Source organism: Arthrobacter sp. ATA002 (assembly GCF_026898095.1).
Classification (GTDB): domain Bacteria; phylum Actinomycetota; class Actinomycetes; order Actinomycetales; family Micrococcaceae; genus Arthrobacter_B.
In genome coordinates, this window is sequence record NZ_CP114015.1 from 3401578 (window position 1) to 3416813 (window position 15236).

The following is a 15236-nucleotide window of genomic DNA, read 5'->3' on the forward strand; positions in this document are numbered from 1 at the left end:
AAGAGGGCAAGCAAGCACTGAGTCTATCGATCTCGATGCCCACGCTAACGGACGTTCTGTTGTGGGTTATTAGCCGCCCTGGAGGCTTACGATTACTCACCGTTGAAGTCGCCTCAGCCCTGCGCCACACCGCGATCGAGCGGGACTTTGTTCCGTCGGAACGCAATCCATACCCAGTCGTTGTGAAGGATGCCCGAGTTCAGCTCCAATGCAGGCGGATGTATGGCTACCTCGTCCTTGGCGTCTCGCGAATTGGCCTAGCGGGAAGCGGTCGCTCAAGGTGATGCGAACATCACATCGACGTTGCCCTCAAAAAAAACACGGTCGGCCAGATCGACCAGCTTTCCCGGTCCCCTGCCCGAAGGATGCAATTCTGGCACTGACACTGCTCCACTGATGACCGGAGCGTTCCCCTGTTTCGGTCCCCCTCCGCTGCTCTACGGCGGAGGGGGGTGGGGCTAGATGCATTGCTGCCGGCAGCAGAGAATCTCGAAAAAACTCAGAGAAGTCCGGCATTCGTTCCTGATAACTATCGTTATTTAGGGTACTGGCAGACCTCCCTATGCTCTGCTAGGGCATCGAGTTTCCAGGTTTTCCACAACCCCGCCGCTACTGTTGCTGGCCTCAGCGGCTGGCTGTTGCATGGGGAGTCCAACCGCTACTAGGGCAGAGACGGGATAGCCATGACCTTCGATCTCACCGAACACAACGCCACAGCTGGCGTGAACGTACCGGGAGCACCCCGGATAGGACCTTTGTCGCGATGCCGCTACCCGCAGCTTCTCGGACAAATAACAATCAGATACGAGCCCAAGCCGTGTGCGCTGCCGAACCTCAGTAAGACAAGTTAACGTCATGAAAAAGACCGTTGCAGACCTCTTCTCCCCCGAGGACGGCAGTGCCTTCATCCCGCTGATGTGGGGCGGACGGAAAGAGGAGCCAGCAGACGTGGCAGCCAGAGCAGACGCCACTATGTCCGCTCTCGTCCACAGCGTGCCTGAAGACTCCAGTTGGGAGCTCTTTTGGATGCGAATCGCTGACGATGATCTGAGTTATTCTCCTGCGCCGATCACAGCGGCCGGGCTCGCGGCGCTGGCAAGTCGCCAGGCAAGGCGAGACGCGACTTACAAACTGTCCGAAGCCACGACACTCCAACTACTGCTCTTTGCCGGGAACACGGATACAGGTCCCCTTGCCTCGTTTGCCCTGAGCGCGGGTGCAGAACAAACCTACGTGGGCAACAGCTGCACCGTCGTCCTTGAACAGGAGTATCCATTGGGGACCGCTGAGGCTGCTGTTGATCTTTTCAGGGAACTAGTTCGCATATGGCAACCGGAGTCCGCAATCCTTTGCACCGATCGGACGGTCACGGAGATTGACGACCTTTACGCCACGTACGCGGGGTATGCGACCTGGATTTCCGAAGGCACGTTCGGTGTTCCTCCGGGTCTGCGATCGGCCGCGTGGGAGCACTTCGGAGACGGAACCCTTCTCACGGCTGTCAATGGCCAATAGTTTGTGCCCATGGGCGGCCAGCAAAAGTGCCCGCTGGTGGACGTGAAAACTGCCTACTCATGGCCACCAGATCTGCCCACCGGGTATTCGGTGGCGTTGGCCATGTTGGGGTGTGGGTTTAGCTCATCGGGGTAACTCCCTTCCCGGCCAAGGCCTGGCTGAGGCGGATCGATTCCCCTGAGGTCTGACAGAGATGCGCGTGGTGCAGCAGCCGGTCGACGGTGGCGGTGGCCAGGGTCTTGGGCATGAGCTCGTCGAAGCCTGCCGGATGCAGGTTTGAAGAAACCGCGATGGAGCGTTTCTCATACCCGGCGTCAACGAGGCGGTAAAGGCCCTCGGCCGCGTCCGTGCCCACCGGCAACAGCCCGATGTCATCGACCACCACCAAGTCTGCTCGCAGGATCCGGGCGACGACTTTGGTGACACTGTCATCGGAGCGGTGGGCTCGCATAAGAGCCCCGAGATCCTCGAGCCGGAACCACGCCACCCGCAGGCCGGCCTCGACGGCCTGCTGCCCGAGGGCTTCGAGGAAGAACGTTTTACCCGTGCCCGAGGGCCCGCAGATCACGACGTTTTCCTTCCGCCCGATCCATTCCAGCGTCCGCAGCGCCTGCTGCGTCGGTGCCGGGATCGAGGAGGCCGCCGGATCCCAGGTATCAAAGGTCTTCCCGGTCGGGAAGCCCGCGGCCTTGCGTCTGGTGGCGAGCATGGACCGGGACCGGCCGGCGACTTCCTCAACGAAGAGCGCTTTGATGACCTCGGCCGGTTCCCAGCGCTGGGCGCGGGCGGTTGCGATCAGTTCCGGGGCCAATGCCCGCGCATGAGGCATCTTCAATTGCCGCATCAACGCTTCCAGCTCCGCCGGCAGCGCCGGTGCGGGGACCGGGACCGGGCTCATGCGCTTTCCTCCAGCTCGTCATCAGCACGGGCTGGAACGGGTGGCCGGCCGATCGCTGCCCACCCGGCGGTGCCTTGAGTCAGGGACCGGGTTTCCCCGGCGGCATGGGTGATGATGCGTGTGCCCGCGGCGTTCAGGATCGAGGCCAGGTCGTTGTTCGCGAAGCGGCCATGGATGGCCGCGGTCCCCAACGCCTGATCGACTTCGGGCTGCCCGGCGATCTTGGCCAGAGCGACTGCTTCGGCCATCTTCATGTTCATCCGGGCCGTGCCCGCCGCGGCGGCCTCGAGCAGCCATGCCCGGGCACCGTCACCGATGCTCAGGAACTCCGCTTCCGCGGCGGTCCTCGCTTTGGCCGTGTATTCACCCGGGACCCTGGGCCGGTGGCCGGGGAAGTGGGCGTCGTTGATCGCCGGGATGCCGGGGCGGGCGCGGCGGTGGCGGGCAACTTCCACCGGGCCACCGCTGGCGTGGTGGACGATGATGACCTGCTCGTCGGCACCGGCACCGTGGGCCCGGACGAACACCCGCGCGCCGAGCAGATGCGCCGGGACGGAGTACTGCCCGTTTTCGAAGGTGACCATCGGCGTGTTCTCCGGGACGCTGCGGGAGAGCCCGAACGCGACGGTGTGCGCGGTCTCCGGGACCCGGTGCAACCGTGGTGCCTCCTCGGCCAGCATCGTGGCGGGTTTGCGGCGGGTGGTCCGGTGCTCACGGTTGTTGACCTCGTCCGTGAACGCCTGGCAGGCTGCTTCGATCTCGGCGAAAGAAGCGTATTCGGCACGCAGGTTGGTGTCCTTGGGCACGATGTCTGCTTTGGCGAGTTTCACCGAGGACTCCACGCCGCCCTTGGATGCTGGGTCCGCCGGCTGGCAGGTCAGTACCGTCACCGCGTAGTGGCGGGCGAAGTCGACGGTCTGCTGGTTACGCACCGGGACCCCGGCAAGATGGGAGACCGTCACGGTCTTCTCGTTATCGGTCAATACATACGTCGGGGCGCCGCCTATGACACGGAAGCTGCGGTCCAATGCGGCGAACACGCTCGGCGCCGTGCGGTCCCGCAACGCGATGACGATCCTGAAGCGGGACCATGCCAGCCACGCCACGAACAAAACGGTCTTCTTCCCCTCGATCACGGGGCCGTCGCCGAAATCGTACTGAAGCCACATGCCCGGTTCCGTGATCCAGGGCCGGTGCACCCGGACATGGCCAAGACGCCAGGCAGCGCGGATCTGGGCGACGGCCCGGCGGGTCGAGCGCTCCGAACCCTCGTAGCCGAGGGCAAGGAGTTTCTCGTGGGCTTTGTCGGCGCGGATTTTGCCCTTGGAGGCCTCGATCCATTCTTCGATCTTGGGCAGGAACGCATCGGTGACCCGGCCCCGGTAGACGGGTTCGGCGATCGGCTGACCGGCGTCGCGGGCAGCGACGTGTCTGGCAACGGTGTGGTGCGAGCAGCCGGTGAGTTCCGCAGCGGCGCGCAACGATCGGGTCAGATCATACGCAGCGAGTATTTCCATGATTTCTCCGTCAGACTTCATTAGGGCCTCTTCCCGGGCGACTTTGATGCGACTTAGACACCGTCATCAAACCCCGGGGAGAGGCTCCCGCCGCTTAAGCGGTCGGGTTCAGTAAGGAAGTGGGCAGATCTCATGGCCACCGGCGGGCAGTTTTGATGGCCGTCAGTGGGCAGTTCCGTGGCCGCCTATGGGCAGTTTTCCATGGCCGCTAACACACGGCAACAGACTGGACCACGAGCGGATTCCGGCGAATGCACCGGGAACTCCTGGCGGAAGGCGTACCTCCGCTCACTCAGGCAGCCGAAGTCCAAGTCGTTCCACAGTTTCCGGTCCCCTAACGCACGCGCTTTCCGGCTGCCCGCCCACAATCAGCCGTGTCCAGCCGCAACCGTTGAATGCAGGTCGTTTCTGTTCAACTTATGACCAGGCAGGGTCAGCATGCTGCGCTCACTGCGGCTACTTTGAGCCATCAAGACCACGGTCTCTCCATCGTGACAGCTGGCTCAGACAGGGCGGTCAACAGCAGGTGCAAACATCTCGGCGGAGGAACGGCTCACCCAGCTACGGGTAGGTAGCAGCCGGCATGCTGGGCGCCACCCGGAATTGCAGGGACGTAATGACAGGCTCCCGTCTCCGTCGTTGTCTGTCCAGCGGCAGGTTGATTTCCGCGCGAGGGTTTGCGCCCGGTGTAGTGGTGTCCTGCCGCGTCGTGAGTGGCCGCAAGTTGATCCGGTAGTGCAGCCCCCTGACATGTAGGAGTGTCGGACATCGTCTCTGGCTTGGTGGCGCGCGGGACCGGTTGGCTTGCATAGTTTTTCTAGTCACAGGAGGGGTGCCCCAAAGCCCATCGGTTCACCACAGCTAGTGCACATCGAGTGCAAGCAAGGACACGGTGCCTGACAGGCTGTCAATTAGCACTTGGCCTGCTCCCGGAAGTAGCGTTAGGAGCATGAATCAAGTCCTCCCTCTCCCGTCTCTTTCGCGTACAACGATGCGCGCGGCAGAGTTTTTCGCTGGCATTGGCTTGGCTAGGGCAGGTCTCGAACCTGCAGGCTTCAAAATCGTGTGGGCGAATGACTTCGAGCCAGCAAAAAAGGAGATGTACGAAGGTAACTTTGGAACAGACCACGACTTTGCGCTGGGCGACGTCGCCGAGGTGAGTGGTGCAAACTTACCCGAAGATTTGGACTTCGCCTGGGCTAGTTTCCCCTGCACCGATTTGTCTCTTGCCGGCGACAGACGGGGACTCGCAGGCAAGGAGTCTGGAACCTTTTTCCACTTCACCCGCATCATGGCAGAGCTTGGAGATAACAAACCTCGGGTGGTCGCACTAGAGAATGTTAACGGGTTGGCGACGTCACATGGAGGAGACGACATGGCTGCCCTGGTGCGGGAACTCAACGCTCTCGGTTACAGCGTTGATGTCCTCGCGTTGGACGGGCGGCGCTTCGTGCCTCAGTCGAGGCCGCGGATATTTGTCGTAGGCAGCTTGGACGTTCCATTGGAGGACCCAGCCGCCGTTTCCGTCCTGCGACCCGAATGGCTGCAAGGTGTTTTTCAGGACGACACTCTCATTACTCATAGAGCGGCTCTCCCCGAGCCCCCTGCAATGTTGACTGTGGGGTTGGCAGACGTCGTTGAGTCCATGGGTACGCGTGACGATCGTTGGTGGGAGCCAGAACGCAAGGAGAAGTTTCTCGGGTCGCTATCAGCAGTCCAGCTCGAACGCCTAAACACGATGAAGGACAACGGCCGTGTCAGCTACAGGACGGCGTACAGACGCACGCGAGCCGGGGTACCCGTTTGGGAAATCAGGGCAGATGAGATTTCCGGGTGTCTGCGCACCGCTCGAGGCGGGTCCTCGAAACAAGCCGTGGTTATGGCTGGCAAAGGACGGATCGCGGTCCGCTGGATGACTCCTGTCGAATACGCGCGCCTCATGGGAGCACCCGACTACGTTTTGAAGGGCCTGCGTGACAACCAGATACTCTTCGGCTTCGGAGATGCCGTCGTCGTACCAGCAGTCCAGTGGGTGGCTGAAAACTACCTGGCACCACTGATCAGGGGCGACTTGTCACGGCCTGAGCGCATGGAGAAGGTGGCCGGATAGTGTCCTCCCGCGGTGATGTCACGCTGCCCGGAAACAGCCCAGCTGCACGCATTGACTCCCTCCTGCAGAAGATGTCCGCCAGTTCAGGTCAGAGCTCAAGGCATTTATGGAGTCGACGGACAGCGAAGGGCGAAAGATTGGATCAGCCAATTTCGGGATCTACGCGTTCTATGATTACGACGGAGAACCAATCTACGTCGGGCAGACACGCGAAAAGCTCTCCGGTCGGGTGGGCCGGCATCTGACCAACCAGCGGACCGATGCTGTTGCCATGCGTGTGCTGGATCCAATGGAGGTCGCCGCCGTCGAAATCTGGCCGCTGTGGGAATTGGATTCGCTGTCTCGCCAACCCACCACGACGAAAGAAGAGAAAAAGGAACTTTCGCGGAGGCTTTCTCGACATCTCGATGCGTATGAATACTCGGCCTATCTGAAAGCTATCGAAGACAGCCGCTTCAAAGCTATTTTGAATGAGAAAATACCACCTGTTTCGGTTCCTGTGCCCCTGCCCCAGTCCTACAAGGCATCCTTAATCACTGACCTTCATCTGGCTGAGCGGGGTCATGCTGATATCCGTATCGCACGACGGGCTGAAACGGTCTCGCGATTGGCTCATGTTGTTCGTGAGCGTGGAAAGGTCACTGTGGGCCTCCGGCGTGTCTTGGTCGTGCAAGCGGTACGGCTGGCCTTTTTGTCCGCTCAACGGCTGGCTGTCGCCGAAGGCCGCCCCACACCATCAGCCGACTCCATTAACGTCAGTCAACTCGTTGGGTCCGTACTAAGCGAATCTCCGGACACCGGCGAGGACGACGACTTGATGTAGCTCGTCGAACACTACCGGCCATTAAAATGTTGGCGGCCGCCAGCATAGGCTGGACGTCGCCGAATCGAATCGCAGCATGGGTTCCAACTCTAGGTCCACGCCGCAGTTCACGCCTGGGCGGCGACATTACGCACGCCTGGCACTTCAGTGGATCGCGACTTGCTTCCTACCCGCCGCCTCAGAATCGGCCAACTAAGCAGGCTCTAGTTGCAGTGCTTCCATGAGCTGGTATGCCTAACCCGTCCCACATTCAAGGCCCCACAAGGGCAACTTCAGTAAGTCAAAATCAGCAGGCCCTTATTGTTGGGGCCCTGTGCTCCGACCATGAGTCTCGAAAAACGGTCTCTGCTGCTTGAACACCGTAGAGTAGCTCATAATTATTCAACGTCGCAGCTGTAGGAGAGTCATGGCAGATCCGGTGTTTGAGATGAGTTTGAGTCTAAACGTGCTCAATCACCTCGGAATCAACCTCTATAGCAACCACCCGGCGGTATTGTCGGAAACGGTCGCGAATGCCTGGGACGCCGACGCCACCCAAATATCCATATCACTCGATGTGGCCAACGAGAGCATTGTTGTCCAAGACAACGGCATTGGCATGACTGTGGAGGACATCAACACGAGGTTCCTGCGGGTTGGCTATCGTCGGCGTGAGCACAAGGACACAGCCACGACGCCGTCCGGTCGTGCCGTAATGGGCCGCAAGGGTATAGGCAAGTTGGCTTTGTTCAGTGTGGCACGGGAGATTCTTGTCGAAACCATCCGTGATGGTGAAAAGAGCGCTCTTTTGATGGAGCTCGAAGAGATCAACGCCAGAATCGGTGGAGACGACCCAAGCACAACACGGCCATATCATCCCAAAGTGATGCCGGTAGACACAATCGACTTCCAACAGGGCACCAGGATAACCCTCACTGGACTCAAGAAGAGCATCAATAAGACAGCTCCCCATCTGCGCAGACGCTTAGCCCGACGGTTCAGTGTGATTGGAACGCAACACAACTTCGCTGTGACAATTGGCGGCGAGCCTCTAACTGTTGCTGACCGGGACTTAACGGGAAAGAGCCAATACATCTGGATTTACGGTTCGCCTGAGCAACAAAGCGAAATTCAGAGCACCATTACCCATTCGCCCCGAACTGAAATACGGGCGAGTGTCATAGGCCCTGGCATGACAGTAAGCGGTTGGATAGGGACTGCGGTCGATACTGCTACGCTTCGTGACGCTACAGGTGAAGATCATCTGAACCGGCTCCCTCTCATGATTCGGGGAAAGCTAGCTCAAGAAGATATTCTCGACAGTTTCAATGAAGTTGGGATCTTTAAAAGCTATTTGTTCGGCGAATTGCACGCCGACTTTTTAGACGAGGACGATAAGGACGACATTGCCACAAGCAGTCGACAGAATATCGTTCAAGATGATGAGCGATACCGCCTACTTTTAGAGTTTATAGGCTCTGAGATCAGGCGCATAAAGCTCCTTTGGACAGATTACCGAAATGAAGAAGGAGTCAAAACCGCCCTGGAGGTTGCTGAGATTAAAGATTGGTTCAACACCCTTGGCAAGGACACAAAGAAGAAGGCCCAACGATTGTTTGGGAAGATCAACCAGCTCGGGCTCCCTGAGGATGACAGGAATGAAGTCTTTGCCCAAGGAGTACTGGCCTTCGAAATCATGCGCCAGAAAGACAACCTAGACGCATTGGACAGTGTTTCTGCTCAAGACATGATTAGCCTTGGAAAGGTGCTAAACACTAGCGCCGATCTCGAAGCAGCCTTGTATCACAAGATTGTCGCTTCAAGGCTAGCGATTATTGAAAAGTTGAACCAGCTTGTCACCGCAAACCAAAAGGAGAAATTCCTTCAGGACCATATCTTTGAACACTTGTGGCTCCTTGACCCGGGATGGGAAAGAGCATCCTCTCCAACCATGGAACAGAGCATGCAGAAAGCATTTAAGGAAGTCGAAGGTAAGCTCACCAAACCTGAACGCGAATCGCGATACGACATCCGGTACCAAAAGACTTCGGGCCAGCACGTCATCATTGAATTAAAGCGTGCGGGCGTCATAACTGATACGGACTCCCTGAGCGCTCAAGTCAAGAAGTACCGCAAGGCACTTACACTCTGGCTGGAAAACCAAAACCGGGGCGATGAACCCCATGCGGTTATCTGTGTCGTTGGCCGAGAGTTACGTGACTGGAGTGACCCGAATGGACGACGGGAGAGTGCAGACCAGTTGCATGCCATAAATACTCGTGTCGTAATGTACGACGAGTTATTGGTTAATGCTCGAAATTCATACGAGGATTTCCTCAAAGAATCTGAGGGAATCGGTCGTGTACAGAAGATCCTGAACGCACTCGTTCCTGTCGTTGACAATTAGCGTACATTTGACACAGCCTCAAGCTATTAGTAAACCAAAAAGCATCATAGTCAGCCCTCTTCCTACGTTGACTATGAACTGAGGACGGCTGATGCCTCGACTTCACTACCACGGCGAATACGACGGGCACGCATCCTCGCCAAGACATGGGACTTTAAAAGATGCCATTTGACGAGGTCAATCTTGCCGACACGGCCTTGTCGGTCATTCGTGTACGAAAATAAGGCTTTGAAGCAGAAGCGTGGTGTGATTAGCCGTTTAGGTATGCCTCGAGATGCTCCCTCAGCGCTGGGTCGCAGACGTAAACGTACGTCCCTAAAGTTCCCCGAGTGAGAAGCACGCAGTAGATGTTCCTTACGTACTCGAGGATGTCGTCATCCGTATAGGTGATACCGAGTTTCGTGTTGTTTTCGCGTCCCTTAACGTCGAAATATTTTGAACGGTTGAAGACGATGCGTCCGCTCTCTGGGTTGTAGCGAATGTCCTCTCCGATGATGACGCCGGCATAGTTCAGGTCGTAGCCCTGGACGGTATGGATGGATCCAACCTCCTGCTCAGAACCGATGCGGTTGATCCAGTCTCGCTGCGTCGAGTTCCACCGAAGGCATTCACCGTCGATCTCAATATCGAACGCTTCTTTATCGGTCTTGCTGCGCCAAGGCCAGGCATACCCGGCGATCAACCGTGACAGACCGTTCTCTTTTTCTCTACGAAGTATCTCTCGTTTCATTTCGCCGAGATCGGAGAAGAATCGAAGATCGTAACCGTCAAAGCGTTCCGGGGCCGGGGGCGGACAATCGCTCAGGACGGCGCGAATGTAACCGACGTAATCTTGCTCGGCAGAGATCCTCATTTGAGAAGAGAGCCGGTATAAGCGGCCGTTGGCCAAGGCCTCTTCTAAGAGAGATGCGGTCGTCTCTGCGGGGAGATCCGCAGGCCGTACGGTCTGTCCGGCATCGAGCATAAGGATGGTGGTCTTGCTCTGATGCCGGATCCAATCCAACTGGGTACGTTGAGGATCGTCCCAACCAAAGAGTTTTTCGTTGATTTCGGCGAACTTCTTATTCAGCGGTCCGGAGGCCTGATTCGCCCGTTGATTCAGGCGGTGGGCCTCGTCCACGATGAGGAGATCGAATGGTTCCTTGCTCGCGCCGACGTCGAACGGCGTGAGTACGAGATTCTTGCGGAGTCCAGGCGTACGAGAGAACACCCTGGAGATGGAATCACGAAGCGATTGCTGAGGGACCACAATCCCGACTCTGAGCGAAGTCAGTAGCTCTGCGTGGCCCGCAGTGAAAAAATCGCTGAAAATCGACTCCCGGTCAAGCGGATCTTCCGAGTCGTGTCCCGCTATATCCATGAGCAACTTCAGAAGGTAAATCGCAACGACCGTTTTCCCAGTTCCGGGAAGTCCCTGGACTACTACGGTGTTGGGGCGGTTGTTCTCGAGATCCTCGAAGAGACCTTCTAAGATATCTTCGACCGCTAGCGCCTGATCATGGTTCAGGGCCTTGAATGGGGACAGCTTGAACAGATCACTGTTGATTATTTCCGGAAGGGTGCGTTGAAAAAGGTGTTCCTGGGACCGCAGCCTTTCGAAGACTTCGGCAAACGTTTTTTTGTAAGTACCACGGTCGTAGTAGTCGGCATCCGTGATACCGGCGTTGAGGTTGAGTACTTTAGCCGGCCTTCGCCGGAGAACATTCGGATAAGGAACGATTCGAGGTCCAAGCATGCGGACTTGTTAAAAGTTGAGTCCAGGACGACACGTGCCCATTTTAGGCGCCTCTTCTCCTCAGATCCGAGGTGCTGGCGCATACGTCCTTCGACGTTGAGTGACTCCCCCACGTACACTTCGGTGTCGTTGTTCATGACGTACACGACCGGCCAGTTCCGGTGCAAAGGATCGGATTCCCCCACACCCGCACTTTGTCGGACTTGAACGGGAACCGCTCCAGCCTAAAGCCGGTCATATTTCTCACTTCTGCCGCGCGCTTTGGCGACGGGGTACTTTTCCCGAGTCTTGGCGAGCTTCTCCATCACGATAGTGTCTGGTTCAAGATTCAAACGGTCGGCGAGCAACAGGCAGTAGGTCAGCACGTCCGCCAACTCGTCTTTTGCCGCCACCACATCGGCGTCGCCCCACTGAAAACACTCAAGAAGCTCGGCGGCTTCAATGCTGATACTTTTGGCCAGATTCTCGGGTGTATGAAACTGCCCCCATTCCCGCTCCCCGACGAACTCTCGGAGAGCGGTGATCACCGCCTTCTCATTACCCATTCCTAGAATTTATCAGGAGCCGCTGCCCTCCTTGGGTTTTCGTGCAGCCTCTGCTCTTCCGCGTGCTCACGGTTCAGGTCCAGTTACTCCCTTTCGGCTGCCCGCGAGCTCTCTGCCACAAGCGCCCTTCCTGCGCTTGTCGACCGCTTCGGCGGGCGGCCGGCATCCCACCGATCCGATTCCGGACCCATGGAAGGGCAGCGAAGCTATATTCGGAATCGGGAAACCGCTGTTGCTGGAAGTCTTCGGTACGGCTCAAACAGCAGACCCTGCAAGCAGCGCGGCCAGCGGAACCTCCACTACCTCGCCGTTCAGCACACGCGGATACTGCTGACCTGTGAGCTCAGAGAGGGTGAGCCGGATAAGGGTGCCGTGCGCCACGGCGATGATCCGCTGGCCGGGGAACTGTACGGCCAAAGCGCGCAGAGCAGCGAGTCCACGGAGTCCCACGGCTTGTTCAAGTTCACCTATGCCGAGGGCAGCTGTAAGCTGCGGTTCGGTCAGCCCGTTCAGGTGCATACCTTCCGCGGAACCGTAGTCCTCTCAATTAACTCAGGGACGGTGCCGGCCGGCTGCAGTCCGACGGCGTCAGCAATATGGCGTGCTGTCTGCACGGCACGCAGCAGCGGTGATGAAACCAGCACATCCCACGAATCTGCGGCCAGCAGCCGTCCGGCTTCGCGCGCCTGGGCGCGGCCCACAAGGTTTAGCGGGTTGTCTGTGTGGCCCTGCAGCCGCCGCTCCTGGTTCCAATTCGTTTCGCCGTGCCGAACCAGGACCAGCCGTTTCGGCAGCCTCCCGGTGCCACTTCCGCAAGCAGCGCTCACGTCCGCACCAGCGTGCGGAGGGTATCGCCGTTCGTCGGTTCCACCGGACCCATCGGGGCGACCCCGACCTCGGATCCGTCAGCTTTCCCAGCACCGTCAGCCGCCTCGGACGCCGCGGCAGCGAACACACGGGCCCGGAGCACCTCCGGCAACACCCGGTCTCCCGGCTTGGGTACCCAGCCGGTGACATGCGCCCGCAACGTCTTGCCATGCCAGTCCGCGGAGACATCAAACCCGTGCGGCCCGTAAAGCGCGGAGGTCACCACACCGGTCCACGCCCGGCCGGTGTCCTCGGCGAGGTTGGGGTGCGCGAGACTCGGATGCACCGGGTGCAGCACCAGGTCCAGCGGTGACACCGCGGCGGTCACCGCCAGCGCACCGTGTCCCAGACCGGCTGCACCGTAGCACGGCCCGGCTTCGAGCCGTTCCCCGGGGATGCTGATGCCCTCTGCGACCTGAAGCCGGCCCTCCGCCCAGGTCCCGTCCAGCAGCACGGCATCGTTGACGAAAGACGCCACAAACGCGGACGCCGGATTCCGCACCAGATCCTGGGGTGTGCCGATCTGTTCAATCCGACCGGCCCGCAGGACCGCCACCCGGTCGGCCAGGGCCAGGGCCTCCGCCCGGTCGTGCGTGACGTGCACCGACGTCAGTCCCTGCTCGTTCGTCAGCGCCTTCAGGTCCAGACGGAGCCGAGCCCGCAGCGGTTCATCCAGGGAAGACAACGCTTCGTCCAGGAGCAGTGCCTGCGGAGCGCCGACGATCGCCCTCGCCAGGGCCACCCGCTGGCGCTGCCCGCCGGAGAGCGCGGCCGGCGTCCGATCCCCCAGCCCGTCCAGCCCGACCAGACCCAGCACACTGCGCACCCGGGCCTCAGCATCTTTCCGGGGCACGCCCGCCAGGCGCAGCGGATACCCCACGTTCCGCGCCACCGACCAGTGCGGCCAGATCGCGTGATCCTGGAACACCATCCCCAGGTTCCGCTTCTCCGGCGGAACCCAGGCGCCCGGCCCCACCACGGTCGTGCCGCCGAGGCGGATGGTGCCGCCCTCCGGCTGAACAAACCCGGCAATGCTGCGCAGCAGCGTGGTCTTGCCGGAACCTGACGGACCCAGCAAAGCCAGGAACTCGCCGTCGTGCACGTCCAGGTCCACCTCCGCGAGGCCAACATGGCCGTTGGCATAGACGTGGCGCAGGTCCTGAAGACTGATCGAAGACATTTAGTTTCCCTTCCGGAAGCGGGTGCGCGCCGTGCGGCGGGCGCCCAGGGCGGCGGTGGCGGAGAGCCCCGCGACGCCGACGATGGTGACCAGCAGCGCCAGGGCGGAAGCCGAGTTATAGTCTCCGGCCTGCTGGAGGTTGAAGATGACCACGCCCAGCGTCTGGGAGCCGGGTGCCACCAGGAGGATGGAGATGGTCAGTTCGCGCACGGCGGTCAGCGCGACGACGACGGCGCCGCTCACCGCCGCGGGCACGCTCAGCCGCAGCGCTACGTCGCCCAGTGTCCGCAGCGGACCGGCGCCGGAGATCCGCGCCGCTTCGTCCAGGGACACCGGCACGGATTCCAGCGGCGCCCGCACGGACTGGACCACCAGGGCCAGGAACGCCATGACGTAGGCGCCGAGGATGACCCACGGCGTGTTGAAGATGCCCAGCGCCGGGGCAATCAGCAGCCAGGCGACGGCCAGGACCAGGCCCGGCAGTGCCTGCGGCAGCATGGCGGTGACGTCCAGTGCGGCGTTGGAGCGGTGCCTGGTGCGGGTGAGGAGCGCACCGACACCCAGTCCCAGGATCCCGCAGGCCAGCGCTGCACCGAGCGCGAGCAGCACCGAGTTGGCGATGCCGGTGAGCGCTCCGCCGCTGGTGACCGCGCGGGTGATGTTCGCCAGGGTCAGGTTCTCCCAGGTCAGCGGCACACCGGGAGCGGGCAGCAGCGCCTGCTCGGTCAGCGCCAGCAGCGGCAGGATGCAGACGACGGCGGCGGTGAACCACAGCAGCGCCGTCACCGCCGGTCGCCAGTTCCCCAGCTGCAGCGGCAGCGCAGCCGCTCCGGAGCCGCCAAGTTCGCTGCCGGTGGGCAGCCGGCGCTGCAGCAGCACCGCAGCCAGGCCCAGGACCAGCAGCACCACACCGATCGCGGCCACGGCGGGCAGCGGATTGGTCACGGTGCCGGAGGCGAGGTATCGGTACACCAGTGTGGTGAGCGTGGTGTACCGCTCGGGCAGGCCAATCAGTGCGGGAATGCCGAAGTCGGAGAGGTTGGCGACCAGCGTGAGCACGAACGCGGCCACCACGGCCGGACGCACCAGGGGCAGGGTCACCTGGCAGAACGTGCGCACCCCGCCGGCGCCGCTGATCCGGGCGGCTTCTTCCAGGCTGCCGGGAACCCGGCGCAGCGCTGCACTGATCACCAGATAGGCCAGCGGATAGGAGTGCACGGCAAGCAGGAACACCACACCGCCGCCGCCGTAGATATCCAGCACCGGGTCCGAGGATCCGGTCAGCGCCATCAGCGCCTTGTTCACCGTGCCCGCCGGAGCGAGCAGCGCCATCCAGGACATCGCCCCGATGAAGGGCGGAATGAGGAACGGCAGCAGGAAGATCCAGCGCAGCACGGTCCGGCCGGGCAGATCGGTCCGGTCCAGCACGACGGCGAGCAGCGCACCGAACGCTGTGGCCAGCGCGGCCGATCCGGCGGCCGAGGAAATCGAATTCCAGGCCGCCGCCAGCACGTCGGGGTCCGTGAGCACCCCGGCGTTGGACGGCTGGACTCCGCGGAACACGATGACACCGAGCGGCAGGAGCACCAGCAGCACCAGCACCGCCCAGACCGCCAGCCGGAGCCAGTGCAGTCCGTCGCCCCGCGGCCCCCGGCGAGCG

At 60.7% G+C, this 15236-nt stretch carries 12 protein-coding genes and 1 pseudogene; 4 read left to right on the forward strand and 9 right to left on the reverse strand.

Annotation, left to right across the window (positions count from 1 at the left end; genetic code table 11):
• Positions 1–855: 855 nt before the first annotated feature.
• Positions 856–1515 carry an Imm52 family immunity protein gene (locus OL239_RS16775; protein WP_268909856.1) on the forward strand — a complete coding sequence of 220 codons (660 nt, stop codon included), beginning with the start codon at positions 856–858 and terminating at the stop codon, positions 1513–1515.
• A 118-nt stretch (positions 1516–1633) separates the two neighbouring features.
• Here OL239_RS16775 and istB read toward each other — a convergent pair whose 3' ends face one another.
• Positions 1634–2413: an IS21-like element helper ATPase IstB gene (istB, locus tag OL239_RS16780; RefSeq protein ID WP_268909857.1), complete on the reverse strand. Its 780-nt coding sequence runs from the start codon at positions 2411–2413 to the stop codon at positions 1634–1636.
• Positions 2410–3951 carry an IS21 family transposase gene (gene istA / locus OL239_RS16785; RefSeq protein ID WP_268909024.1) on the reverse strand — a complete coding sequence of 514 codons (1542 nt, stop codon included), beginning with the start codon at positions 3949–3951 and terminating at the stop codon, positions 2410–2412. The genes istB and istA overlap by 4 nt, the downstream gene beginning before the upstream one ends.
• A 928-nt stretch (positions 3952–4879) precedes the next feature.
• On the opposite strand from istA, the gene OL239_RS16790 reads away from it, so the two are divergent.
• From OL239_RS16790 to OL239_RS16800, 3 genes are all read left to right on the forward strand, one after another.
• Positions 4880–6040, forward strand: coding sequence for a DNA cytosine methyltransferase (locus tag OL239_RS16790; protein ID WP_268909858.1), 1161 nt, complete (start codon positions 4880–4882; stop codon positions 6038–6040).
• Between the two features lie 106 nt (positions 6041–6146).
• Positions 6147–6863, forward strand: coding sequence for a GIY-YIG nuclease family protein (locus tag OL239_RS16795; protein ID WP_268909859.1), 717 nt, complete (start codon positions 6147–6149; stop codon positions 6861–6863).
• A 406-nt stretch (positions 6864–7269) separates the two neighbouring features.
• On the forward strand, positions 7270–9249 hold the full coding sequence (locus OL239_RS16800; protein ID WP_268909860.1) for a BbrUII/HgiDII family restriction enzyme: 1980 nt from the start codon (positions 7270–7272) through the stop codon (positions 9247–9249).
• Positions 9250–9499: 250 nt separating this feature from the next.
• On the opposite strand, the gene OL239_RS16805 is transcribed toward OL239_RS16800, so the two are convergent.
• The 7 genes and pseudogenes from OL239_RS16805 to OL239_RS16835 form a co-directional block, all read right to left on the reverse strand.
• Positions 9500–10984 carry a DNA/RNA helicase domain-containing protein gene (locus tag OL239_RS16805; RefSeq protein WP_268909861.1) on the reverse strand — a complete coding sequence of 495 codons (1485 nt, stop codon included), beginning with the start codon at positions 10982–10984 and terminating at the stop codon, positions 9500–9502.
• 26 nt (positions 10985–11010) lie between these two features.
• A pseudogene (locus OL239_RS19750) lies at positions 11011–11121 on the reverse strand (GIY-YIG nuclease family protein); the annotation flags it as partial.
• An 87-nt stretch (positions 11122–11208) separates the two neighbouring features.
• On the reverse strand, positions 11209–11529 hold the full coding sequence (locus OL239_RS16815; RefSeq protein WP_268909862.1) for a nucleotide pyrophosphohydrolase: 321 nt from the start codon (positions 11527–11529) through the stop codon (positions 11209–11211).
• Between the two features lie 255 nt (positions 11530–11784).
• A complete protein-coding gene (locus OL239_RS16820) occupies positions 11785–12048 on the reverse strand; it encodes a histidine phosphatase family protein (protein WP_268909863.1) in 264 nt (87 codons plus the stop codon).
• Complete coding sequence (locus OL239_RS16825) at positions 12039–12356, reverse strand: histidine phosphatase family protein (protein WP_268909864.1); 318 nt, start codon at positions 12354–12356, stop codon at positions 12039–12041. The genes OL239_RS16820 and OL239_RS16825 overlap by 10 nt, the downstream gene beginning before the upstream one ends.
• Positions 12353–13576 (reverse strand): ABC transporter ATP-binding protein, encoded by a 1224-nt coding sequence (locus OL239_RS16830; protein WP_268909865.1) that lies wholly within the window; start codon positions 13574–13576, stop codon positions 12353–12355. Before OL239_RS16830 ends, OL239_RS16825 begins: the two co-directional genes overlap by 4 nt.
• On the reverse strand, positions 13577–15178 hold the full coding sequence (locus OL239_RS16835; RefSeq protein WP_268909866.1) for an ABC transporter permease: 1602 nt from the start codon (positions 15176–15178) through the stop codon (positions 13577–13579).
• Positions 15179–15236 lie beyond the last annotated feature (58 nt).